The organism is Enterococcus sp. S86.2, assembly GCF_059834485.2.
Genome location: NZ_CM206813.1, coordinates 1,397,501 through 1,421,810 on the forward strand (window position 1 = coordinate 1,397,501; position 24,310 = coordinate 1,421,810).

Annotated in this window: 25 protein-coding genes (1 of these 25 only partly in view); 22 read left to right on the forward strand and 3 right to left on the reverse strand. The window is 36.9% G+C overall.

Annotation, left to right across the window (positions count from 1 at the left end; genetic code table 11):
* Together AC6R0T_RS06555 and AC6R0T_RS06560 are read left to right on the forward strand one after the other, a co-directional pair.
* On the forward strand, positions 1-808 hold the 3' portion of the coding sequence (locus AC6R0T_RS06555; RefSeq protein WP_303754043.1) for a viral A-type inclusion protein. 62 nt of this gene lie to the left of the window's left edge; only the last 808 of its 870 coding nucleotides appear in the window; its start codon lies beyond the left edge, outside the window; the stop codon is at positions 806-808.
* Positions 801-1,793 carry a hypothetical protein gene (locus tag AC6R0T_RS06560; RefSeq protein WP_303754042.1) on the forward strand — a complete coding sequence of 331 codons (993 nt, stop codon included), beginning with the start codon at positions 801-803 and terminating at the stop codon, positions 1,791-1,793. Before AC6R0T_RS06555 ends, AC6R0T_RS06560 begins: the two co-directional genes overlap by 8 nt.
* 79 nt (positions 1,794-1,872) lie before the next feature.
* Here the strand turns inward: AC6R0T_RS06560 and AC6R0T_RS06565 are convergent, their stop codons facing one another.
* Positions 1,873-3,213, reverse strand: a complete 1,341-nt coding sequence (locus tag AC6R0T_RS06565; protein WP_206902871.1) for an amino acid permease — start codon at positions 3,211-3,213, stop codon at positions 1,873-1,875.
* A 278-nt stretch (positions 3,214-3,491) separates the two neighbouring features.
* Between AC6R0T_RS06565 and AC6R0T_RS06570 the strand changes: the two genes are divergently transcribed.
* Positions 3,492-4,130: a thermonuclease family protein gene (locus AC6R0T_RS06570; RefSeq protein ID WP_303754041.1), complete on the forward strand. Its 639-nt coding sequence runs from the start codon at positions 3,492-3,494 to the stop codon at positions 4,128-4,130.
* Positions 4,131-4,351: 221 nt separating this feature from the next.
* Here the strand turns inward: AC6R0T_RS06570 and AC6R0T_RS06575 are convergent, their stop codons facing one another.
* Positions 4,352-4,627: a hypothetical protein gene (locus AC6R0T_RS06575; protein WP_303754040.1), complete on the reverse strand. Its 276-nt coding sequence runs from the start codon at positions 4,625-4,627 to the stop codon at positions 4,352-4,354.
* 240 nt (positions 4,628-4,867) lie between these two features.
* On the opposite strand from AC6R0T_RS06575, the gene ahpC reads away from it, so the two are divergent.
* From ahpC to AC6R0T_RS06635, 12 genes are all read left to right on the forward strand, one after another.
* Positions 4,868-5,431 (forward strand): alkyl hydroperoxide reductase subunit C, encoded by a 564-nt coding sequence (gene ahpC, locus AC6R0T_RS06580; RefSeq protein ID WP_206902868.1) that lies wholly within the window; start codon positions 4,868-4,870, stop codon positions 5,429-5,431.
* Positions 5,432-5,558: 127 nt separating this feature from the next.
* Positions 5,559-7,088, forward strand: coding sequence for an alkyl hydroperoxide reductase subunit F (gene ahpF, locus AC6R0T_RS06585; RefSeq protein WP_303754039.1), 1,530 nt, complete (start codon positions 5,559-5,561; stop codon positions 7,086-7,088).
* A gap of 451 nt (positions 7,089-7,539) precedes the next feature.
* Positions 7,540-7,860, forward strand: coding sequence for a hypothetical protein (locus AC6R0T_RS06590; protein ID WP_282461201.1), 321 nt, complete (start codon positions 7,540-7,542; stop codon positions 7,858-7,860).
* The gene (locus AC6R0T_RS06595) at positions 7,850-9,826 is read left to right on the forward strand and encodes a V-type ATP synthase subunit I (protein WP_303754038.1); all 1,977 of its coding nucleotides are present in this window, start codon (positions 7,850-7,852) and stop codon (positions 9,824-9,826) included. The genes AC6R0T_RS06590 and AC6R0T_RS06595 overlap by 11 nt, the downstream gene beginning before the upstream one ends.
* Positions 9,823-10,293, forward strand: coding sequence for a V-type ATP synthase subunit K (locus AC6R0T_RS06600; protein ID WP_303754037.1), 471 nt, complete (start codon positions 9,823-9,825; stop codon positions 10,291-10,293). Before AC6R0T_RS06595 ends, AC6R0T_RS06600 begins: the two co-directional genes overlap by 4 nt.
* A 27-nt stretch (positions 10,294-10,320) precedes the next feature.
* Positions 10,321-10,917: a hypothetical protein gene (locus AC6R0T_RS06605; protein WP_303754036.1), complete on the forward strand. Its 597-nt coding sequence runs from the start codon at positions 10,321-10,323 to the stop codon at positions 10,915-10,917.
* 49 nt (positions 10,918-10,966) lie between these two features.
* A complete protein-coding gene (locus AC6R0T_RS06610) occupies positions 10,967-11,959 on the forward strand; it encodes a V-type ATPase subunit (RefSeq protein ID WP_303754035.1) in 993 nt (330 codons plus the stop codon).
* The gene (locus tag AC6R0T_RS06615) at positions 11,949-12,260 is read left to right on the forward strand and encodes a V-type ATP synthase subunit F (protein ID WP_206902861.1); all 312 of its coding nucleotides are present in this window, start codon (positions 11,949-11,951) and stop codon (positions 12,258-12,260) included. The genes AC6R0T_RS06610 and AC6R0T_RS06615 overlap by 11 nt, the downstream gene beginning before the upstream one ends.
* A 14-nt stretch (positions 12,261-12,274) precedes the next feature.
* On the forward strand, positions 12,275-14,056 hold the full coding sequence (locus AC6R0T_RS06620; protein ID WP_303754034.1) for a V-type ATP synthase subunit A: 1,782 nt from the start codon (positions 12,275-12,277) through the stop codon (positions 14,054-14,056).
* On the forward strand, positions 14,049-15,425 hold the full coding sequence (locus AC6R0T_RS06625) for a V-type ATP synthase subunit B (protein WP_206902859.1): 1,377 nt from the start codon (positions 14,049-14,051) through the stop codon (positions 15,423-15,425). Before AC6R0T_RS06620 ends, AC6R0T_RS06625 begins: the two co-directional genes overlap by 8 nt.
* 5 nt (positions 15,426-15,430) lie before the next feature.
* Positions 15,431-16,066: a V-type ATP synthase subunit D gene (locus AC6R0T_RS06630; RefSeq protein WP_303754033.1), complete on the forward strand. Its 636-nt coding sequence runs from the start codon at positions 15,431-15,433 to the stop codon at positions 16,064-16,066.
* A 140-nt stretch (positions 16,067-16,206) separates the two neighbouring features.
* Positions 16,207-17,559 (forward strand): TrkH family potassium uptake protein, encoded by a 1,353-nt coding sequence (locus AC6R0T_RS06635; protein WP_282461197.1) that lies wholly within the window; start codon positions 16,207-16,209, stop codon positions 17,557-17,559.
* A gap of 55 nt (positions 17,560-17,614) precedes the next feature.
* Here the strand turns inward: AC6R0T_RS06635 and AC6R0T_RS06640 are convergent, their stop codons facing one another.
* Positions 17,615-18,181, reverse strand: a complete 567-nt coding sequence (locus AC6R0T_RS06640) for an SOS response-associated peptidase (RefSeq protein WP_303754032.1) — start codon at positions 18,179-18,181, stop codon at positions 17,615-17,617.
* Between the two features lie 70 nt (positions 18,182-18,251).
* Between AC6R0T_RS06640 and AC6R0T_RS06645 the strand changes: the two genes are divergently transcribed.
* From AC6R0T_RS06645 to AC6R0T_RS06675, 7 genes are all read left to right on the forward strand, one after another.
* Positions 18,252-18,896, forward strand: coding sequence for an endonuclease III domain-containing protein (locus tag AC6R0T_RS06645; RefSeq protein ID WP_303754031.1), 645 nt, complete (start codon positions 18,252-18,254; stop codon positions 18,894-18,896).
* A 4-nt stretch (positions 18,897-18,900) separates the two neighbouring features.
* The gene (locus AC6R0T_RS06650) at positions 18,901-19,251 is read left to right on the forward strand and encodes a hypothetical protein (RefSeq protein WP_303754030.1); all 351 of its coding nucleotides are present in this window, start codon (positions 18,901-18,903) and stop codon (positions 19,249-19,251) included.
* A gap of 110 nt (positions 19,252-19,361) precedes the next feature.
* Positions 19,362-20,030: a hypothetical protein gene (locus AC6R0T_RS06655; RefSeq protein WP_303754029.1), complete on the forward strand. Its 669-nt coding sequence runs from the start codon at positions 19,362-19,364 to the stop codon at positions 20,028-20,030.
* Positions 20,031-20,032: 2 nt separating this feature from the next.
* On the forward strand, positions 20,033-20,896 hold the full coding sequence (locus AC6R0T_RS06660; RefSeq protein ID WP_303754028.1) for a sce7725 family protein: 864 nt from the start codon (positions 20,033-20,035) through the stop codon (positions 20,894-20,896).
* Between the two features lie 315 nt (positions 20,897-21,211).
* On the forward strand, positions 21,212-21,931 hold the full coding sequence (locus AC6R0T_RS06665) for a metal ABC transporter ATP-binding protein (RefSeq protein ID WP_303754027.1): 720 nt from the start codon (positions 21,212-21,214) through the stop codon (positions 21,929-21,931).
* Positions 21,928-23,700, forward strand: a complete 1,773-nt coding sequence (locus AC6R0T_RS06670) for a metal ABC transporter permease subunit (protein WP_303754026.1) — start codon at positions 21,928-21,930, stop codon at positions 23,698-23,700. The genes AC6R0T_RS06665 and AC6R0T_RS06670 overlap by 4 nt, the downstream gene beginning before the upstream one ends.
* A gap of 122 nt (positions 23,701-23,822) precedes the next feature.
* Complete coding sequence (locus AC6R0T_RS06675; protein ID WP_303754025.1) at positions 23,823-24,266, forward strand: GNAT family N-acetyltransferase; 444 nt, start codon at positions 23,823-23,825, stop codon at positions 24,264-24,266.
* The last annotated feature ends 44 nt before the right edge of the window (positions 24,267-24,310 follow it).

The window sequence follows — 24,310 nt, forward strand, 5'->3', positions numbered from 1 at the left end:
TAATGAAATAAAAGAAGTAGCATCAAAAAATATTGGTCAAATGTTACATGACCTAAAAGATTTTGAATTGGCCATCAAAGAGGAGCGAATTCCAGATATCTATCGGATATACAATGGACGATTGCATGATGAGTTGAAAAAAACTTCCAATGCAAATCATGAAATTGATAAGTTATTAACTAAAAAAATTCATGACAGTTTTATGACAACTTTTCCTTTTATGCGTCACCATGAAAAAGTTTCAGAAACGTTAAACTACTACCGAATTGGTGACTATTATCGTCAAAGAGCAGCGGTTGGAATTGATACAAGTATTCCAGAAATTTTCGTTATTCCAAAAATTGATAGTGAATGGGAGGCTTTCATTGCTGATCATGATGGCTTGATGAAACAAATTGAGCAGGAAATGGATCAGCTAACAGCTAACACAATTACAGCAAAAGCTCAAATTGAAAAGCTTGATGAAAAGATTAAAGAGCTTAACCAAAAGGAAAAAGCGATTGAAAATACCAAAGGATTTTTTAATCGTGGGAAAACTGACGAAGAATTGGATATGATTCTTAAACAAAAGGAAGAATTGGCGGCTCAGCGTGCTAAATGGCTACCTTATGTTGAAGAACGAGAGAAAACTGCCCAACAAAAAGCTATCTTAGAAAATAAATACCAACAAGTCAGACTAAACCGTGCTCTGGTTACCAAAGAGTTCCGTCAGATTAAACGTTACTTTGGTGGTTTGGAAGAGTTACAAGAACAATTATCAACTTTCATAACAGAATATTTAAACGAAGGAGGCAAAGAAAATGACTGACGGTAAAAATGATTTGCCCCAAGAGTCACTAGCAACTCCCGTAAGCGAAACATCAAATCAACCAAAAGCAGTAACCGACAACAGGGCTGTTGAGGAAAGATTGACTACAGAGTTACCAAAAACAACAGAGGCAGAACTTTATCAACAAAATAAAGAAAATGACCATGATGAAATTGTGTTGTTAATTGCAGCTTCAGAAAAAGAATTGGCCGACTTAAAATTGCGTAAGGCTTTAATGGAAGCCGATTTTGAAGAGTTACTGGCTGAGTTTAGCCGTCTGATTGTCCCGCAAGCCGAAATTTCTGTAATTGCCAAAAAAATCTTATTAGAATATTTTTCTTACGAATTATTAAAACCATTACATTCAGTGGGGTTAAAACCGGCAGAAAATAGTTATGATGTATGGGAAACAAAACACTTCTTGGTTCAATACTATTTAGATGATAAGCAAAACCTAATTTTCAGTTTTAAAATTAATCCTGTTGATTCACGTTTTACTTCAGAATTTATGCCGTTAATAATGATTGATATACAAGCGATGAAAGTTACAGTTAAAGACGAAGAAGTATTGCGCCTGGTTCATTTGTGGTATGCGGATCAAGTATTTTCAAAAAGTCAGTTGTCTTTAGTAAACTATGATATCAATTTATTGCTACAACACTTTCGGACTCTGGATTTTGATGTTGCGGCAACCCTTTTAGATAATACCCAAGAACTACATGTTAAATTGGAAACCGACTATCAAATGGCTACAAGTGTTTTAGATGAAATCTTTATCATTACCATGGAGAATGAGGATTTTGATTTTGAAAAGACGGCAGCCAATCACTATGAGGTTTTATTAGATCAAGATCAGAAGGTTGCGATTTATCCAGATGATAATGAGAAGACAGCGCTATTTATTGATTCGAATAAACGGCGACGTTCTTTATTAGATTTCTTTACCAGCTATGCTTTTTTAGTCCCACTATTGGTACGAGGATAGTAAAAACCCAAGAACAAAAGCATTTTTTCTTTGAATAAAAGAAAATTTCGCTTTGTTCTTGGGTTTTTTATTTAAAAAACTAATCGAGTGCAGCTGCATTAGCAGCAGTACGTTTTTGTAAAAAGTAAGAGAGGACGATTAAACCATATAAAACAATCGTCACTTCGGTAACTACTAAATTACTAGTCGTTAAAATTGCGATAAAAATCGCGGTTAAACTTACTAAGGTTACAATATTTACTGTCTTTTTAAATAAAGAGGTGCTATTTTTTTGCAAATAGCTAAAGTATGCTAAACACAACATTAGCCAAATTAAAAGCACAGTATAAGAAAGAGAACCCACTAAATAAGTAAAGAGTGATTCACCAAATAAATAAGATAATAAAACGCCAATATAAAGCATTCCAGTTGAAAACATGACAGCTCGATTGGGCACACCATGTTTATTTAAACGCATATATTTACTGAATTTTTTTGTTTTAGAAAGTTGTAAATGCAAAATTCGTGATGATGCATAAATACCAGAGTTGATTGAAGAAAACAAAGCAAAAACGATTACTAAATTAACAAGATCGGCAGCAAACGGAATTTGCATTTTTTCAAAAATCAAAACAAAGGGACTCGCATCTGAGTTGGCTAATGTTTGCCATGGATAAATAATAAGCAGTAAAAACATGGGAACGATATAAAAAGCGATAATGCGAAATAGCACACTGCGAATCGCTTTGGGAATAGATTTAGCGGGATCTGCGGTTTCTCCCATTGCAATGATGACCAGTTCAGTTCCACCGTAAGAATAAACTACTAATAGCAAAGAATTTAATAAACCTTGCACTTTATGGGGGAAAAAGCCACCATGACTCGTTAATGAACTCATCGTAGGTACTAAACCATCATGGAAAATCCGACCTAAAACAAGGTAACTAGCAAAGATAATCAGTAAAACAACGACACTGATCTTTCCCATCGTTAACCAAAATTCGGTTTCCGCAAATATCTTAACAGATAAAAAATTAATCATAGTCGTGAGTAAAGAAATAATTAATATAAAAATCCAAGCAGGAACATTGGGAAACCATAACTGCATGAAGCTCGCAGCGGCTACTGCTTCTGCAACGATATTAATCATCCACATCGTCCAATAAAGCCAATCGGTAAAGTAGGCCGAAAAAGAACCGATATAAGGTGCAACGACACCAGATAAACTTTGCGCGTGACTGTTGTTCACCGCTAAAGTACCCACCGCATTCATAATACTAAATAATAACAATCCGCCCAAAAAGAAAGCCAGAATAACAGAAGGTCCGGCTAAATTAATCGCTTCGCCACTTCCTTTGAACAAGCCGGCTCCAATTGCACCTCCCAATGCCAACATGGTCACATGGCGAGAATGCATCTTTTTTTGTAGTTTATTTTCCATTATTTCACCTATCTTAAAAGCTATGTAAAATAACAATAGCCGTATTTTTAAAGAACAAACAGTATCATACTGGAATATTCTGAAAATTTCAACACTAAATTGCATAAATTTTTAGAAATTTCATTTCATTTGTTCAAAAGATAAAAGTAAGGCATAATAAAAAAGCATTCAGCAAAAAGAACAAAGAAAAAATAAGGCACAACTGTTGGAAATTGAATTTTTTAACGAAGTGAGCCATGTAAAATTTTTTGTTAATATTAATTTTTAAAGGTGAAAAGATGAAAAAGAAAATCAGCTTAGGGAGTATTTTGATTGTCTTGCTACTTTTTTTCTTGCAAGTCACAGGTATTCTTCCTAATACAGAAAAAAAACAATCCCAAGCAGATGTTCCCCACAATACGACGACAACAACCAAACATGTCACAATTGAAGCTGTTGATTTAGACAATCCGCCCCGACTAGAGAAAATCACAGTCTTGCGTATCCGCAATGTCGATGGCGATACTTTTGCATTTTATGTTCATGACAAAGAATATAAATTACGGCTATTGATGGTCGATACACCAGAAAGTGTTAAACCTAATCTAGCAGTGCAACCCTTTGGTAAAGAAGCGAGTGCTTTTACCAAAGATAAGTTAGCAAATGGGGATATTAGTATCGTTTTTGACAAGGGTGAAATAAAAGATAGTTATGGACGCTATTTAGCCTATGTCTATGTTAAAGATGAAATGTTGCAAACAGCGTTGTTAAAGGCAGGTCTAGGTATTGTACGTTATGTCAATGTCGGTGGTGATAGCTATGTTAATGAGCTTTTGGCAGCACAAAAGTCTGCCCAAAGCATGCAGTTAGGGGTTTGGCAAGAAAAAAATTACGTAGTGAAGAAAAGTAACGGCTATTATCAGTATAATGAGAGATAAATTAGTATATGATTAGACTGGCCTTGTCTTTTTTGTTAAAATAGAGCTATAAGAAAGTCCATTTCTTTTACCTCCAGGTGTGTGAAGACAAATTTCACACACCCTTTTTTAGGGTAAACCCACTGGGGTTGAGAAAATTGCTTCTTTGATCTAATAATTTAGCCTATGGTTATTCTTTTATAAATAAAGACCCAGATTCGTATTGAACCTGGGTCTTTATTTTATTCTTCTGATAAAATGACTCTTACCATTTTATCTAAGAATTCTTCTTCGGTCATAGGATTTTCTGAATCTTCATGAGAAAAAGCTTTTTCATTTTTTTGACCATCGGTAAAGCGATAAGTATCATCTGCGCTGATAAAGAAGAAGTAATCTTTTTCACCTTCGATATAAAGAACTTCTTTTTGATCAGGATACTCCACTGTAACATCCATTACGGTGATACCAGATACGCGATTTGTCAAATAATCTTCTGCTTGTTTAATTGTTAATGCCATGATTATCAATCCCTTCTTTTATATAGTACCACTATTCACAAAAGGGAGTATAAATAAACACTTATTATCAGAATTAAAAAAAATAATGATTTTTTTTGCTGGAAAAGGTTCACATTGATTCGTTTTTAGATTATAGTAATTATAAATTGATAATTACTATTTCCTTGATAAATGGTTTTTACTAGGGATTAGTTTTCAATTAGATAAATATATTCTCAATAAATTAGCGGAGGTAAGATGATGTCAATGATTGGAAAAGAAGTGGCTGAATTCAGCGCGCAAGCATATCATAATAGTGAATTTGTTAGTGTTTCAACAGAAAACTTTAAAGGAAAGTGGAGTGTTTTATGTTTTTATCCTGCTGACTTTACGTTTGTCTGTCCAACAGAATTAGAAGATCTGCAAGACCAATATGAAACATTGCAGTCCTTAGATGTGGAAGTTTACTCTTGCTCCACAGATACCCACTTTACCCATAAAGCATGGCATGAAACATCAGAAGCCATTGGTAAAATCAAATACTATATGATTGGCGACCCTAGTCATAAAATTGCTGAAATGTTCGACGTTTTAGATGAAGCGGAAGGATTAGCGCAACGTGGTACGTTTATTATCGACCCAGATGGCATTGTTCAAGCTGTAGAAATTAACGCTGACGGGATTGGACGTGACGCAAGTACGTTAGTAGACAAGATTCGTGCAGCCCAATATGTGCGTACACATCCAGGTGAAGTTTGTCCGGCTAAATGGAAGGAAAGTGGCGAAACACTGACGCCAAGTTTTGATTTAGTGGGTAAAATTTAAACGAGTCTAATTGCAGCTGTGATTAGACTTTAGTTGCTAAAAATATTACCGTCAACTTCTTTAAGTGCAGCCTCATTGCTGTTTACTTATGTAAGTTTGGCGGTTTTTACTTAAAGGAGCGAAAAAATTGTTAGATAACAACACCATCCAACAGTTAAAACAGTATTTGACCATGCTAGAAGGGCCTGTTGTATTTAATGCTAGCCTTGGTAGCGATGAAAATTCTAATAAAATGAAAGAATTCTTAGTAGAAGTTACAGCATTATCAGATCTTTTAAGTTTTGAAGAAGTCGCAGGTTTGCGAAAGCCCCAATTTACCGTTGACCAACCAGATCAAACAAGTGGAATTACTTTTGCCGGTTTACCTTTAGGCCACGAATTTGCTTCATTTATTTTAGCGGTTTTACAAGTTAGCGGACGGGCACCAAAAATTGACGAAGCAGATTATCAGCAAATTGAAGGAATTACCGAAACGCTACATTTTGAAACCTTTATTAGTTTAACGTGTCAAAACTGTCCTGATGTTGTTCAAGCGTTAAATATCATGGCTGTTTTAAATCCTAATATCAGTCACACTATGATTGAAGGGGGGACATTTAAAGAAGAAGTAGAGACAAAAAATATTTTAGCTGTTCCTACGGTCTTTTTAAATGGCGAGGAATTTTCAAGTGGTAGAGCAACACTTGCACAATTGTTAAAGAAAATCCCAACGACCCAAAAGGTTGACTTCAAAGCAAGAGATCCTTTTGATGTTTTAGTTGTCGGAGGTGGTCCTGCTGGAGCCAGTGCCGCAATTTATGCGGCGCGAAAAGGGATTCGGACAGGTTTATTGGCCAATGAATTTGGCGGACAAGTATTAGAAACTTTAACGATTGAAAATATTATTGGAACGCCAAAAACAAAAGGTCCTAAATTTATGGCCGAAGTAAAGCAACATGTTGAAGAATACGATGTTGATTTGATTGATGGGCAAATTGCCACAAGTATTCAAAAAGATGACCTCGTAACCCTTAATTTAGAAAATGGCGCAACCCTTCAAAGTAAAGCGGTGGTTTTAGCTACAGGCGCACATTGGCGTAACCTGAATATTCCTGGCGAAGCTAAATTCAAAAATAAAGGAGTAGCGTATTGTCCCCATTGTGATGGTCCACTATTTGCTGGAAAAGATGTCGCCGTTGTTGGTGGCGGAAATTCCGGTATTGAAGCGGCTATTGATCTAGCTGGTATTTGTCATCATGTCTATGTTTTAGAATTTTTATCGGGATTAAAGGCAGATAAAATTTTACAAGAACGACTAGGCGAACTCCACAACGTTACGGTTATCTTGAACGCTGCGACAATGAGCATTGACGGAGATGATAAAGTCGCAGGCTTAACATATCGCAACCGTGAAACTGGTGAAAAAGAAAGCCTTGCCGTAGCCGGCGCCTTCATTTTGATTGGCTTACAACCAAATACAAAGTGGTTAGAAAGTACGTCAGTTAATTTAAATGAACGCGGTGAAATCATTACCGCTGCTGACGGCAGGACAAATGTTGCTGGAATTTTTGCCGCTGGTGATTGCACAGACAGCCGGTATAAGCAAATCATCATTGCTATGGGATCAGGTGCAACCGCTGCGTTAGGGGCTTTTGATTATTTAATTCGTCAAGATTAAAAAGTAAAAAAATTTTTTTTACGGAAATAATAAGCTGTAAAAACCGGTTATGTCAGTCTTTTGCACCAGGAAAAGTTATGATTTTTTTGTAAAGTCATAGCTTTTTTTATTGGGGTTTGTTATCATGAATGAGTAATATTTTTTCCATATTTTGTAATGGTTGAGTCAAAGACTTCAAGGATCGCGTTCTTCAAGGGGTGAGAAGAGCATTTTTGAAGTGCTTTTTTTAAACGTACTTCAATATAGTTGAAGTACGTTTTTTTTATTAGCAAATGACGAGTTATCATTACGATTAGGGCAGTCGTGTCTAGTTTTTTAAAATTACGCTTTTTCGTATTGTAGTGAAGTATTGATAGAAATACTAAGCAAAAATTTTAATGAAAGACTTAAAAGTTGAACTTTTGACAGCTGACTGAAAGCTTTTCTTATTCGCAGCAAAGGAGGAAATCAATTGAAGGAAGCTTTAGATAAGATTAAAGCAGCAGAAATGAAAAACGAAGATTTACAAAATGACTTACAAAAAGAGTTGCAAGAATATGCTGAAAAAAAAGAAGCACAATTGCAATTACTCAAAGATGGTCTTAAAGCAAACCGACAGCAACAACTTGAAGCAGCAGAAAAAATTGCAGAAACAGCACTAAAAAGTGAGAAAGAAGAACTTTTAGCCGCTGCTAAACAAGAAAAAGCGACATTTACTGCGCTTTACAAAGAGCGTCATGAAAAAGTCGCCACTTTCATTATAGAAAGGGTGCAGGAGACTTATGGCAGTTGAAGCAGTAAAAAAGATTTCCTTAATTTTAGAAAAATCCCATCAAGAGGAGCTACTCCAACTTCTTCAGGGGCTACAAACTGTTGAAATTACAGATTTAGTAGCAGATGAAGAGAATAAAACCTGGATTGACTATTACTTTCCCGCTGGGTTACAGATTTCCCACGAAGGTATGCAAAAATACGAAAAATTATTACAGCAAATTGAAACAGCTTTGCGCTTTGTCAGAAATCATGGGAATGCAAAAGAAAAAACAGTGGAGTTAAAACGCAAGACGCTGGATTTTTTTGCTTTGGAAAATGAGTTTGATGAAACTAAATTACGGAAACAATTAGACCAGTTAGCTGATTTACAAAATCGCTGGTCTGAAATGCAAGAAGCTAAAAAAGTTAATTTAGAAAAAGAACAATGGGGAACATTATGGCAAAGTCTTGATGCATATACGGCTGATGAAACTGCCAGTACCCAAATGTTGTTAGGAACTTTAGAAGATAAATTGTGGTTAGATTTTTTAAGTGAAGTAAAAGATAATGACAATCTTTATGTCGAAAATATCTTTACTGAAAAACAAATGACAGGTTTTGCTTTGATCTATTTAAAATATGAAGCAAAAAATGTGCAAGAATTATTACAAAAGTATGGGGTCAAAGAGGAAGTAAACCCATATAACAAATTACCAAAACAAGTCCTACAAGCTGCTAAAGCACAATTGGCAACTCTTGCTAAACAAGAAAAAGCTTTGGTGGCAGAAATTGGACAACGAAAAAAAGAAATTGCTTCTTTACAATTAGCTGAAGAAGTCATTTTAGCTAAAAAAGAACGAGAAATCGTTAAAGCAGGCTTAGTAAAATCTGATAATCTCGTCGTATTATCCGGTTGGATCGCAGATAGTGATTGCCAACAGTTTGAAATGCAGTTAGCCAAACACTTTTTGAATCATGAAATTTACTATACCTACGCAAAACCAACAGCAGCAGAAATAGAAACGTTAAAAACCCCCACCAAGTTGAAAAATGCAACCGTGGTTCAGCCTTTTGAAATGTTAACTGAGATGTATAGTCTGCCACAATATCAAGAAATTGATCCTACACCGTGGTTGGCACCATTTTACTTTGTCTTTTTCGGCATGATGGTGGCAGATTTAGGCTATGGTCTTTTAATGCTTTTAGTCACAACCGTGGCATTAAAAAGAGTTACCTTAAGTAAAGGCGTCGCGCGCTTTATGAAATTGTTCCAATATTTATCAGTTTCGACGATTATTTGGGGGCTCATCTATGGCAGCTGCTTTGGGGCAGAATTACCATTTTATCTCTTGTCTCCTTCAAAAGATTTCATGGCGATTTTTGGTATCTCAATGGTTTTTGGCGGAATTCAATTGTTTACCGGCCTGTTCTTAGCTGCTAAAGAAAATATTAAGAAAAAAGATTATGTACAAGCTGTGAATCAAGGGTTTTCTTGGCAAGCAATTTTGGCTGGGATTATCATTGCCGCAGCTGGGAAATTGGTACTCGCATCTGAAGCAATCTTTATTTTAGGAATTGTCGTCGCAGTAATCGGTGCAATCTGTGTTCTTTTAATTCCGGCTGTAACCGGAAAATCAAAAGTGGGCGGCTTTTTCATGGGATTGTATGAACTTTATGGCGTTACCAGTTATATTGGCGATTTCGTTAGTTATAGTCGCTTAATGGCCTTAGGGATTTCTGGGGGGAGTATTGCCGCTGCTTTTAACATGTTAGTGGGGTATATGCCCCCTGTGGCGCGCTTTACTGCTGGTGCTGTTTTAATCATTGCTTTGCAGGGGTTAAATATTTTCTTATCTTTGCTTAGTGCTTATGTTCATGCGGCACGGTTACAGTATGTCGAGTTTTTTGGAAAATTTTACAACGGCGGTGGACGTGCTTTTAAAACGTTTAAGCCGACAGAAAAATATGTCAACTTTAAAGAAGAAAATGGAGGAAAGAACAAATGATCGACTTTTTAATTAACAACCAAGGTGGTATGATTTTTGCGATTATCGGAATGGGGATTGCAACAATTTTTTCAGGGATTGGATCATCTAAAGGGGTAGGTCTGACCGGTGAAGCCGCTGCGGCGTTAACGACGAGCCAACCAGAAAAATTTGGACAAGCGTTAATCTTGCAATTATTACCAGGTACTCAAGGTTTGTATGGATTTGTTATTGCGTTTATGATTTATGGTAGTCTATCTGCTGATATGTCAATTGTAACGGGCATGGCCTATTTAATGGCTTCTTTACCAGTTGCGTTTACCGGCCTATTTTCAGGGATGGCCCAAGGTAAAGTTGCTGCTGCTGGTATTCAAATTTTAGCAAAAAAACCAGAACACTTCTTTAAAGGGGTTATGTTTGCGGTAATGGTTGAAATGTATGCCATTTTAGGTTTCGTTATCTCATTTCTACTTTTAGGTAGCATCTAGTTTCCAATAGTAAAAGGAGGTAGAAAAATGGACGCCATTACAAAAATTATTGAACAAATAGATGAAGCTGCAGCAACAAAACGTGCAGCCTATAAAGCAGAACAACAGGCGCAAATTGATGATGATTTTCTGAGGCGCAAAGCTTTGATTGAAGCTGAAGACGAAAAATTAACCACACAATTAGAAAAAAATCAAAACGTAAAATATAAACAACTTCATGCCCGGCAACAGATGGAAGTAAAGCAAGAAACGCTGTTGGCAAAACAGAATTATCTAAGTCAAGTCTTTGAGGAAGCCTATGCCAAAATGCAAGCTTGGCAAAATGACGCCCTCCAAGATTTTGCTGCCGCTTGTTTACAACAGCTTCCTTTTGAAAAAGGGAAAAAAGTTATTTTCAAACCAGCAAACAAAATGCCAAAATCAAGCTACCCGGAAAAATGGTTAGAGCAAATGAATGAAAAATTGGACTATGAGTTGGTTTATGGAGAAGAAATTACGGCAGATTCATACGGTTTTGTCGTCGATGACAAAGGCGTGCAGTATAACTTTTTGTACCGAGACTTACTAAATGAAATCAAAACATCAAATAGCAACAGTATTTCACAAATGTTGTTTGAAGGATAAAAAGTCGAACCTTTTAAAAGAGGTTGGCTTTATGACAAGGAGCGCGTTTATGAAACAAGATTTATATCATCAACTAAATCCTTATGTTCGCTTGAAAGAAACAGAAATTTTAGCTCCTAGCTTTTATGAGCAATTGATATCTTCAGATTTACCAAAAATAAAAGAACTATTAAATGCTACGGTCTATGGTAAATATTTAACAACGGATTTCCCCAATAATTTTGATGCTGTTTTAAATCAAGAATTACTAGCAAGCTACCGTGAACTAGTTGAAAGAGCACCCGTACCAGAGGTTATTTTTATCTTTACGATGCGCTTTACTTTGCATAATTTAAAAGTTTTAACAAAAGCGCATTATATTGGCGAAAATTACGACTATTTATATTTACCAGATGGCTTTTATGCGCTAGATGAGCTAAAACACGCCATTGAAACGGGCAAATCCGCTGTATTGCCACCCTCAATTTTAAAAAGTATCAATGAAGTGCGGGAGTACTTGGCAGAATCTGCAATTTTGCAAGGAATCGATGTTATTTACGATCGTCGCTTTTTAAAAGAACAAAGACGTTTAGGCGAGGAACTAGGTTATCCTGAATTGTTAAAAGAAATCATTACTTTTATTGATTTAACTAACATCATAACCGCTTTACGCTGTCTTTTACAAAAACGGAGTCAAGCCTTTTTAACGGCTGTGTTGTCAAGTTCTGGTAGTATTTCAAAAGAAACGTATTTGGACTTTGCCAAATTAGATATTTCAGCTTTAAAAGAGTATCTTTTGGCAAGCGAGTATGGGGATCTTTTGGCACCTGCGATTAGTGGTGAAAAAATTGATTTTGCCAAATTAGATACAATTAAGGATAATCGGCTGACAGAAATGTTCGCATCCGCCCAAACGGAAGCTTTTGGACCGTTACCGCTATTAGCGTATCTAAACGCCAAAGAAATCGAAACAAAAAATCTACGACTGATTATTACAGGCAAGAAAAGTGGCTTTACAAACGAACAAATTAAAGAGAGGATGCGAATAACCTATGACATATAAAATTGGTGTAATTGGAGATAAGGAATCCGTATTGCCGTTTAAACTGTTTGGGTTCACCGTCTTCTCAGACACGAAGAAAGAGGCTGTTTTGCAAGCTTTTTTACAAATGGCATCAGAAGGTTATGGTGTTATCTATTTAACCGAAGCTTGCGGTAAAGAAATTGCAGAAGAAATCAATCGGCATAAATCAAATCCTAAACTGTCCGTAGTTTTGATTCCAAATCATGACGGTACGTTAGGTATTGGCCGCCAAATGATTCAAGACAATGTTGAAAAAGCAGTCGGACAAAACATTTTGTAAAGGAGCTAAAGATAGTGCAAGTTGGCAAGATAATCAAAGTATCCGGTCCCTTAGTAATGGCCGAAAATATGAGTGAAGCCAGCATCCAAGATATTTGTTTTGTAGGTAGTCTTGGAGTTGTTGGCGAAATTATCGAAATGCGAGGCGATGTTGCTTCAATTCAGGTTTATGAAGAAACTGCTGGTATTGGACCTGGAGAACCCGTTCGTTCTACGGGTGAAGCTTTATCCGTTGAATTAGGACCCGGGATTATTTCCCAAATGTTTGACGGTATTCAACGACCGTTGGATGTTTTTATGGCCCAAACAAAAAGTAATTTTTTGACGCGGGGTGTTCAACTACCAGCATTGGATCACGAGAAAAAATGGGACTTTCAAGCCAATGTAGCCGTTGGAACTAATGTCTCTGCGGGAGATATTGTCGGGACAGTGGCGGAAACAAAAATTATTACCCATAAAATTATGGTACCAAATGGCGTTTCTGGTACGATAAAAGAGATTAAATCGGGTATGTTTACTTTAGATGAAGTTATTTATGTCTTAGATACTAAAACAGGTGATAAAGAATTCACCATGTTGCAAAAATGGCCGGTGCGTCGTGCACGGCCTGTGAAAGAAAAAATGAATCCTCAAGCCCCAATGATTACCGGACAACGTGTAATTGATACTTTTTTCCCTGTAACCAAAGGTGGCGCTGCGGCAGTTCCTGGTCCTTTTGGGGCGGGTAAAACCGTCGTTCAACACCAAATTGCCAAATGGGCAGATGTAGATTTAGTTGTTTACGTCGGTTGTGGTGAGCGGGGCAATGAAATGACGGACGTTATGAATGAATTTCCAGAGTTAATTGACCCCAATACTGGGGAATCTTTGATGGAACGCACAATTTTAATTGCAAATACATCAAATATGCCAGTGGCAGCCCGTGAAGCTTCAATTTATACCGGTATTACAATTGCCGAATACTTCCGTGATATGGGCTACTCTGTGGCCATTATGGCAGATTCTACCTCTCGTTGGGCCGAAGCGCTAAGAGAAATGTCTGGTCGGCTAGAAGAAATGCCTGGAGATGAAGGGTATCCTGCTTATTTAGGTTCACGTTTAGCTGAGTACTATGAACGAGCTGGCAAAGTAATTGCCTTAGGACAAGAAGGTCGCCAAGGCAGTATTACAGCTATTAGTGCCGTCTCTCCTTCTGGTGGGGATGTTTCAGAACCGGTGACCCAAAACACACTACGCGTCGTAAAAGTATTCTGGGGCTTAGATTCTACTTTGGCACAAAAACGACACTTTCCGTCAATAGACTGGCTTAAAAGCTATTCTTTATATGACACAGAAGTTGGCAATTACTTAGACCAAGAATTACAAGTTCCTTGGTCAGAACTTGTAACCAAAGCCATGCGTCAGCTACAAAAAGAATCAGAATTACAAGAAATCGTGCGCTTAGTCGGAATTGACTCTCTATCTGAAAAAGATCAGCTGTTACTAGAAGTAACCAAATCCATTCGTGAGGATTACCTACAGCAAAATGCTTTTGATGATGTTGATACTTTCACTTCAAGAGAAAAACAATATCAGATGCTTTCTAATATTATCGCTTTTGGGGATGAAGCAGAAAAAGCCTTAGAATTAGGATCTTACTTGTCAGAAATCATGTCAGGCACTATCTTATTGCGTGACAAAATTGCCCGTATGAAATACGTGCCAGAAAACGAAATCAATAAAATTACTGATTTAGCGCAAGAAATTAAAGAAACAATTAAAACGATTATCCAAGAAGGGGGCATGAATCGTGATTAAGGAATATAAAACGATTGGCGAAGTTGTTGGCCCCTTAATGGCTGTTGATAAAGTTGCCGGTGTGAAGTACGAAGAATTAATCGAAGTACGTTTACAAACAGGAGAGATGCGCAAAGGTCAAGTTTTAGAAATCTCAGAAGATAAGGCCTTGGTTCAAATTTTTGAAGGTACTGGCGGTATCAATCTTAAAGATTCAGCAGTACGTTTTTTAGGTCATCCTTTACAGTTGGGCGTATCACTAGATATGATTGGTCGGACATTTGACGGGTTAGGACGACCAAAAGACAATGGGCCTGAAATTTTGCCTGAAAAAATGTTGGATATTAATGGTGAAGTAATTAATCCAATGGCACGAGATTATCCAGATGAATTTATTCAGACCGGTATTTCATCCATCGATCACCTGAATACACTGGTGAGAGGTCAAAAGCTACCCGTATTTTCTGGTTCGGGTTTACCTCATAAAGAACTAGCTGCACAAATCGCCAGACAAGCAGCAGTGTTAAATACCGATGATGATTTTGCTGTTGTTTTTGCTGGTATCGGGATTACTTTTGAAGAAGCGGAATATTTCATGGAAGACTTTCGTAAAACCGGAGCAATCGACCGTTCGGTAGTCTTTATGAACTTGGCTAACGACCCTGCAATTGAGCGGATTGCGACACCACGTATGGCATTAACTGCTGCTGAGTATTTGGCTTATGAAAAAGGAATGCACGTTTTAGTTATCATGACAGACATGACAAATTATTGTGAGGCATTACGGGAAATTTCAGCAGCACGGCGAGAAGTTCCAGGCCGACGAGGTTATCCAGGATATTTATATACCAACTTAGCAACGTTATACGAGCGAGCAGGTCGGATTAAAGGGTTAAAAGGTTCTGTCACGCAGATTCCAATTTTAACTATGCCAGAAGATGATAAAACACATCCAATTCCCGATTTAACTGGCTATATTACAGAAGGACAAATCATTTTATCTCGAGATTTGTATAAGAGTGGGATCAAACCACCAATTGACGTCTTACCTTCTTTATCACGACTTAAAGATAAAGGAACCGGCCCAGGTAAAACTAGAGAAGACCATGCTGCGACCATGAACCAACTATTCTCAGCCTACGCTCAAGGAAAACAAGCGAAAGAATTGGCGGTTGTTTTAGGGGATTCTGCTTTATCTGAAGTTGATAAAATTTATGCCCAGTTTGCTGAACGTTTTGAAACTGAATACGTTAACCAAGGTTATGAAACGAATCGCTCGATTACCGAAACCCTTGATTTAGGTTGGCAATTATTAAGTATTTTGCCAAAAACTGAATTAAAACGAATTAAAGATGATATGATTGAAAAGTACTTGCCAGAAAAGGGGTAGTTTAAATGGCGCGTTTAAATGTTAATCCGACTCGAATGGAGTTGGCGCGCTTGCAAAAGCAGCTGACAACGGCCAAACGGGGACATAAATTACTAAAAGATAAACAAGATGAATTAATGCGCCGCTTTATTTTGATGGTCAAAGAAAACAATCATTTACGCCAGGAAGTAGAAGGGTTGATGGAAAGCGCCATGCGCGCTTTTCGACTTGCTAATGCAACTTTAAATGAAGCGTTTATTGAAGAATTGTTCATTTTGCCCGCTACCAGAGTAGAACTGGAAATGGATCAAAAGAATATTATGAGTGTGGAAGTTCCTGTTTTGAATTTCCATTACGATGAGGATCTTTTTGAGGCACCATTAGAGTATGGCTATCTGAATTCTAATGTTCCTTTAGATAATGCCATTGCTCGATTTACGACCGTTTTACCGAAGTTGTTAGCTTTAACCGAGGTGGAAAAAACGTGTCAATTGATGTCTGGTGAAATTGAAAAAACAAGACGCCGAGTGAACGCATTAGAGTATATGACGATTCCAGAGTTGGAAGAGACAATTTATTACATCAAAATGAAGTTGGAAGAAAATGAGCGTTCTGAAGTAACGCGGATGATTAAAATAAAAAATATGAACCGTAATATGTAACAGAATTTTGCTTTAAAAAATCCGGGAGAAATCATTGCGAATTTTCCCCCGGATTTTTTTATTATCTGGTACAATCTAGGGTAAGCATTTCATTGCTTTAACTTAAATTATCCTAGAACGTGTAATTGGAGGTAAGTTTCTTGAAACGATGTAAAAAAGCTCCCTTAGCAACACCGCAGCTAATATCATTAGGTTTTGCCGCGGTAATTTTTGGCGGAGCTTTATTATTGATGTTGCCTATTTCTAGTCGTCAGGGCGTAGTTACGCCCTTTATTGATGCCTTATTTACTGCAACATCCGCAACTTGTGTTACCGGCTTAACAACAGTTAATACTGCAGAACACTGGACACCTTTTGGTCAATTTATTATTTTAATCATGATTGAAACAGGCGGTTTAGGTTTTATGTCGTTACCGGTATTCTTTTTTATGATTGCTAAAAAGAAAATCAATTTACGCACCCGAATGCTATTAAAAGACTCACTTAATTTGGAGCAAATGAATGGCGGCGTCAATTTGATGCGCTACATTTTATTAACTTCTGTCATTATTCAAGGTCTTGGCGCTTTGGCTTTGAGTTTTTCCTTTATACCGCGTTATGGTTGGGCAAAAGGAAGTTGGTTTAGTATTTTTCATTCTGTTTCGAGTTTTTGTAATGCTGGTTTTGACTTATTGGGTGATAGTTTAGCAGGTGACCAACAAGATATTTGGCTTCTTTTTGTGGTGATGATTTTAATCATCGCAGGCGGACTAGGCTTTTTAGTCTGGTACGATATTATGCAATATCGCCAGCGCAAGCGTCTGTCCATTCACTCTAAAATTGCTCTGATCATGACAGGTAGTCTTCTTTTATTGGGCACTTTGGGATTTTATCTGACCGAACATAACGGTGAAAGCTTAGTAGTAGGAAATTGGTTGCAACGTCTATTTAATACCATGTTTATGGCAGTAACACCACGAACAGCAGGTTATTACTCGGTCAATTACTTTGAGATGAGCCATGCCGGTTTAATTCTAACCATTGTTTTAATGTACATCGGTGGCACATCAGGTTCCACTGCTGGTGGTTTAAAGACCACAACTTTTGGTGTGTTGCTCATTCAGATGAAGAGCATCCTAAAAGGACGCAATCAGGCGGAATTTAGCGGCCGAACGATTCCAGCTGGTGCTATTTTTAGAGCTTTAACGCTATTTTTTATTACATTATCACTTTGCATTTTTGCGACGATGATTTTATCAGTCACAGAAAAAATTCCCGATGTTGATGGTTTGGGACTAGAGTATATTGTTTTTGAAGTTGTCTCAGCTTTTGGGACAGTCGGTTTAACGATGGGATTAACCCCTGAACTTAGCATGGTAGGCAAAGTAATTATTATAGCCTTGATGTTTATTGGCAGGGTGGGAATTATGACAGTATTATTCTCATTAATTGCAAAAGCAAGACAGCAAGAACAACATTTCAAGTATCCGGAAGAATCAGTTTTAATTGGGTAACAATAAGTTTCGTATAATTAGAATATGTAAACTTACAACCTAAAAAAGTATGCCATTATTTTTCTGGCATACTTTTTTTTAGGGTCAATTTGGGCTCTAATTGTTGTTTACGGTAGCTATTGGCAAAATTATCGTCAGTTAACCAGGTGCGAATAGCTTTTTTTTCAATAATTAACGGCATCCGATCATGAATTTTAGCAACAGTTTCGTTGGGACTCGTCGTCATAATAACAGATTCCAACTCGTCATTGTGTTGGCGATAAAAGCCACCAACATAAATTTCTTTTTCATCGGTAGGGGTAAATAGAATTTTATTTTGGTCATGATCCCATTCAAAGAATCCTGTCATTGGAAAAACACAGCGACGCTGATAAAAGCTTTCAGCAAAAAGTGGTTTTTCTGTTACCGTTTCACTACGGGCGTTAATAATACGACTTTTATTTTTGGTTGTCGTAAATCCCCAACGTGTAAGTCCCAAGCGGATTTTTCCGTCTTTACCAGGAGCAAGTGTTACAACATTTTCGCTAGGAGCAACCTCACCGATTTTCCCTAATTGTTGTAGTTGTTGATAATATTTTAATAATTCCGTTGTCTTTAAATCAAAAAGATAACGACCACACATCACAAAACCTCCTAACCTCAGTTTCATACATTCATAAGTAATTGCGCTATAATGAAGAAGAGGTGATAGTTTGAAACAACAGGTATATGCATTATATCAGAAAATGTTCCAAAAGATGGGGCCTCAAGGCTGGTGGCCAGCTGATTCAAAAGAAGAAATTATATTAGGAGCTATTCTTGTTCAAAACACCAACTGGCAAAATGCAGCAATTTCACTAGAAAATTTGAAAATGGTAACGGATTTTTCTAGTTTCCAAATTGCGAATTTATCTGTGGCACAGTTACAAGCATTGATTCGTCCCAGTGGCTTTTTCAAAAATAAAAGTCAGGCTATTCACGAAATTTTTACCTGGTTGCTAGCTTTTGATGTCGATTTTTTTAAAGTGCGTAGCTATTATGGTGAAAATTTAAGAGATCAATTACTCACTTTACACGGGATTGGTGCAGAGACAGCCGATGTGTTATTACTGTATGTTTTTGATCTGCCTGTTTTTGTCGCAGATAGTTATGCCAGACGTCTTTTTACACAGTTGGGAACACCGCAACTACATAACTATCAAGCTTTAAAAAAACTGGTTAACTTGAATGATTTCACCTTAGCAGAGGCACAAGAATTTCATGGGTTAATCGATGAGTTTGGAAAAGAGTTCTTGAAAAAGAATACTTTTAATAGGAGTTTTTTAAGAGATTACAAAATCAATTTGCGTCAGGAGTAAAATTATGAATCCATTTTTTACAGTTTTTAAAAAGACCCAACAATTTCTTTTATTACAAGCTTATGCAGATGAAATTATGAGTGAAGAAGAGCTAATGACATTTTTGTTAAATGAAACAACGGATGCCCGCTTTAGCCTGATCAGTCAAAAGGGTTTATATCTTGTAACACCCAATGTATCATTGGATGAGTTTACCCATGATTTTTATGCCCCAAGTGAAGTTCAAGCCAGTTTGGCAAAAGAAAGTGTTGCGGTTTTACTAACCACGAAGGTAGAAACAATTGCTTTACCTTTTAGTGAACTAGAGGATGCAAAAAGTATTTTGGCAGATATTAACTATTTGTGGTCTAATTAACTTCACATTTACGAACAAACGTTCTATACTGTTGTTATCACCAACTCTTTTATGTTTATTTTAAATAAATAAATTTTGGCAGTTGGACAACTGATTAAATGAGGGATGTTATGAAGACAGCACTAACTTTAGCCATGGAGGAAGCTTTATATTTTCATTGTCGCCAAAAAGGTGATGTAGTAATTGAGGAAGTTGTTATGCCAGACAATAAAGGGATCGTGGATACTTTATCTTGCAAAATTTTACCGAATCAAACTTTTGAATGGCGTTGTTATGAGTTAAAAGTAAGTAAGGCTGATTTTAAAAGTACCGCAAAGTTGTCTTTTGTGGGTCACTTAAATTATTTTGTTTTACCTCCGTCTTTGTACGAAAAAGTCAAAGAAGAGATTCCACCGCATGTGGGCGTACTTCTCTTTCACCCATATCTAAGTGATTTGGAGTATGGCGTGCCGGGATATTTTGAAACGGTAAAAAAAGCGCAGCGCCAACTTTTACAAGTAAATGAAAATGAACTCTTGTATCACTTGATTACTTCTCAAGCAAGGGAAGTGAATAAAGCCAAACAAACCGAACGTGGGTTACGGGTGTTTAGCACCGACCAACTGTATAAAGAGTTAAAAAGACGGGAAAAAGATTACGATATTTTTAGCGGTGCGGTTAATTATTATGATCGTTTTATTGCAGAAACACAAAACCAAGCAGTAGAAGCACTAAAGGAAGAATTAGAAGCAACGCGGGCCGCTTATTTCACTCTTGAGCAACGTCTATTGGAGGAGTAGTGATGTATTATCCTTATTTTCGCGGTAAACAATTTGACCTGTTAGCTTTACGCCAACTCAGTGAAGCCGGTAAATTAAGCCCGGTTATTCAGCCTGTTATTGAGCCAGTCAAAGATAATCCTGCTTTAGGAAAATTGCTTCTACAATTTAACAACGTAAATCAACCTTATTTCCTCATTGACAACCCGCAAGCAGGTGATTTTTTAACATTAGCGGGGCAAGAAAAATTACAGCAGTTAAATGGTCTTAAGACGCACATTATCACAGAACCTGTAAAAAGTGTGACAGAGTATCCACTTTTGATTGCGCAAAGCGCAGCGGTACTACAAGATGCTGACTTTCCTACTTTTGAGATACCTACAATTGCACCTTTAGAATTTCGTCTGTTGCAACATGTAAAAGGACCCAAAATAGTTTTAGAAGATAATTTTTTACGCTTAAGAGCTAGTTCCTATCGGGAAATACCTGATGAAGTTTTTACTCTCAGTCATCTAACGTATCAAAAAAGAGGGTTTGTAGGCTTTAGCGACTTTTCAATTGATAGTCGACTTTACTATGAGCAAAACTACCCGACAAAAGAAATCGTGTTACATTTGGTTTATTTTGCTGAACAAGAACAATTAAGAATTCATCATTTTGTTTCCCCCGCCGAAGAATTACCTGATTTTGCGACGCGTTTTATGGCGGTAATGGCAGAGGTTAGCCAATTTCCGGCGTTTTTAAGTAACGATACCATAGGGTTGGAAATTTTGAAACAAAGTTACGCAAAAGGGAAATTTCCCGGAATGGGTGTCCTACGCAAAGCTTGCGTGATGCATCATTTAGAATTGATGAGTCGTTTTTTTGAGACAAAAACAAAGGAATGAACATTTTTTGCAAACTTCTTTTGTTATTGCGCAATAAGATTAGGATATTTCATTTTCATTTTTCAGATTTCAAAATTTATATTTTCCGAAAAAAAAGTTTGTGAAGTTACATATGGATATGCCAGCTTTAAAAAGACTTATTCATGTGAAAATTTTATATTATCCTTATAAATAAAAAGTGCACAGTTTAGAAACTGTGTATTTTTTTATCTTGCACAAAAGTTAGGCTTGCCGAAAAATAAAAGTTTGGGTATACTAATCTAAAGTATTATTATTTAGGTGTACCTAAAAATATAAAATGATGAGGTGAATGAAATGATTCGTTTTGAAAATATAACGGCAGCATATAGTCAACAAATTGCTGTCGATCATGTTAGTTTTGAAGTTACACAACCAACTATCGTGGGTCTTTTAGGACCCAACGGAGCGGGTAAATCCACTTTTTTAAAAGCGGCTTTAGGATTAATTCCTGCAACTGGCTTAGTCACTTATAAAGGGGAACCCTTACAAAAAAATCAGCAAGAAGTCGCCTACGTTGAACAAAAAAGTGCAATTGATTATACCTTTCCAATTACAGTAGCAGAAGTAGTCTCGTTAGGTGTCTACCCGCATTTAAAACCATGGGCTAGTATGAAAAAGTATTGGGGAAAAGTTATGGATGCCCTAAAAGCGGTGGATATGCAAGATTTTGCCAAACGTCAAATTGGTGAACTGTCTGGCGGTCAATTTCAACGTGTCTTGCTTGCACGCACATTAGTACAAGACGCAAGTTTGATTTTCTTGGATGAACCTTTTGTTGGCATTGATGCCACGAGTGAACAAATTATTATGGGCTTGTTGCGTAAGTTAAAAGAAAATGGAAAGACTATTTTTATCGTTCACCATGACTTAAGTAAAGTTTCAGTGTATTTTGACGAAATTTTACTATTAAGACAACAAAAGATTGCCTACGGAACAGTCCAAGAAGTTTTTACCCCCCATTATTTAAAAGAAGCCTATGGGGATGCAATACTTATTGGAGGTGATTTTACGTGATTACGCATTTTATTAACGGTTTAACAGAATACCATTTTTTACAAAACGCTTTAATTACGTCAATTGTGATTGGGATTGTAGCCGGTGCGATTGGATGTTTCATTATTTTACGTGGAATGTCACTAATGGGGGATGCAATTTCTCATGCGGTCTTACCAGGAGTTGCGTTATCGTATATTTTAGGGATAAACTTCTTTATTGGTGCGGCTGTTTTCGGTATTTTAGCAAGCTTGGTTATCACATATATCGCCAATAATAGTACGGTCAAAAGTGATACTGCCATTGGGATTACCTTCAGCTCGTTTTTAGCTTTAGGTGTGATTCTAATTGGTGTTGCTAACAGTTCCACAGATTTATTCCATATTTTATTCGGGAACGTTCTTGCAGTTCAAGATAGTGACAAATGGATTACCATTGGAATTTCTGCTTTGGTGTTACTATTACTTATTATTTTTTACCGTCCCTTATTGTTGACCTCTTTTGATCCCATGATGGCCAAAGCCTTTGGAATGAAAGTAAATGTGTACCACTACTTATTGATGTTAATGTTAACATTGGTCTCAGTTACTGCAATGCAAAGTGTAGGGACGATTTTAGTGGTGGCGCTGCTGATTACACCAGCAGCAACAGCCTATTTATTTACTAAGCGATTAAAATATATGATTTTACTTTCCGGAACACTAGGGGGCTTAGCTTCTGTTATCGGACTTTTCATAGGGTATAGTTTTAATATTGCTGCTGGTTCTTCAATCGTATTAACAGCAGCGACAATGTTTTTAATCGGCTTTTTCATATCACCTAAAAAAGCTGAACAAACAAAAATGAAACAAAAAGTTTACACGGCCATTGCTGCTCTTACAGTTTTTGGTATTGGTATTTTTAGCTATCAGCATTTTAGTACACCAAAAGTAAATGGCAGTGAAGAAAAAATTTCGGTAGTAGCGACAAATTCGATTATTGCCGATATGGTAAAAGAAGTAGCCGGCGACAAAGTGGCACTCCACAGCATCGTCCCTGTAGGAAAAGATCCCCATGAATATGAACCTTTAGCCAAGGATGTTCGTAAAACTCAGGATGCAGATGTCATTTTTTATAACGGCTTGAACCTTGAAACAGGGGGTAACGGCTGGTTTACCAAGCTAATGGCCAATGGACAGAAAAAGCCAAATGAAGATTACTTTGCAGTAAGTGACGGTGTTGCGGTGATTTATCTTGAAGGGGATGGTCATGGTAAAGAAGATCCTCATGCTTGGTTAAATATCGAAAATGGAATTTTATATGCTAGAAATATCGCGAAAACATTAAGTCAAAAAGATCCTGCTAACAAAGCGATCTATGCGGAAAACTTAACAAAGTATGAAGAAAAATTATCCGCTTTAGATAAAGTGGCAAAGAAACAATTTGCTAGTATTGCTACCGATCAAAAATTAATTGTAACCAGTGAAGGCTGTTTTAAATATTTTTCTAAAGCATACGGCATTCCTTCTGCTTATATTTGGGAAATCAATACAGAAGAAGAAGGGACACCAGATCAAATTACCTCGTTAGTTGATCAATTGAAAGCTTCGCAGGTAAAGGCGCTTTTTGTAGAAAGTTCTGTTAATAAAAAGCCGATGCAAAGCGTTTCAAAAGATAGCAAGATACCAATTTACGGGGAAATTTTTACTGATTCAATTGCAACTCCTGGTAATCCTGGGGATAGCTACTACAATATGATGAAGGAAAATTTAGAAACTATTTTTGCTGGTTTATCCGGTAAAAAAGATTAATATTATTTCCTACACAAAAAGCAGCCAGCTTATTCTGACTGCTTTTTGTTTGGTGTAAAGTAGGTGCAAAAAGCATAAAAATATTTTACTTTATGCTATTCTTAACCCAGGAGATGATAACAATGAAATATACTTGGGTAGCAAAGACAGCGATGTGGGATAAGGCCATTTTGTCGATTGAAAAAGTCCCTTGGCCAGCTGGGGCCCACTTAGCAGAGCAAATGAAAAATCACGCTTTAACTGATTGGGAAAATGTCTTGGTTTGTTGGCAAAAAGAAGAATTGGTCGGTTTTTGCGCGCTGTTAAAAAAAGACATATTAAAACAAACAGCGTTAACGCCCTTTATTGGCGTCGTCTTTGTGGCTGAAAAATATAGCGGACACCGAATTAGCCAAAAACTTGTTGCAAAAGCAGAGGAAAAAGCGCGTTCTTTAGGATTTAGACATACATTTATCGCAACGCAACATTTAGGTCTATATGAAAAATTCGGATACCATAAAATCGGCGAAGAAAAAGACATTTTTGATCGCTGGTTGAACCTTTACCAAAAGGATCTCACGCACTAGTTAGCTACTTTAAAATAAATAAATTAGCTAAATGTTTCCCAGCA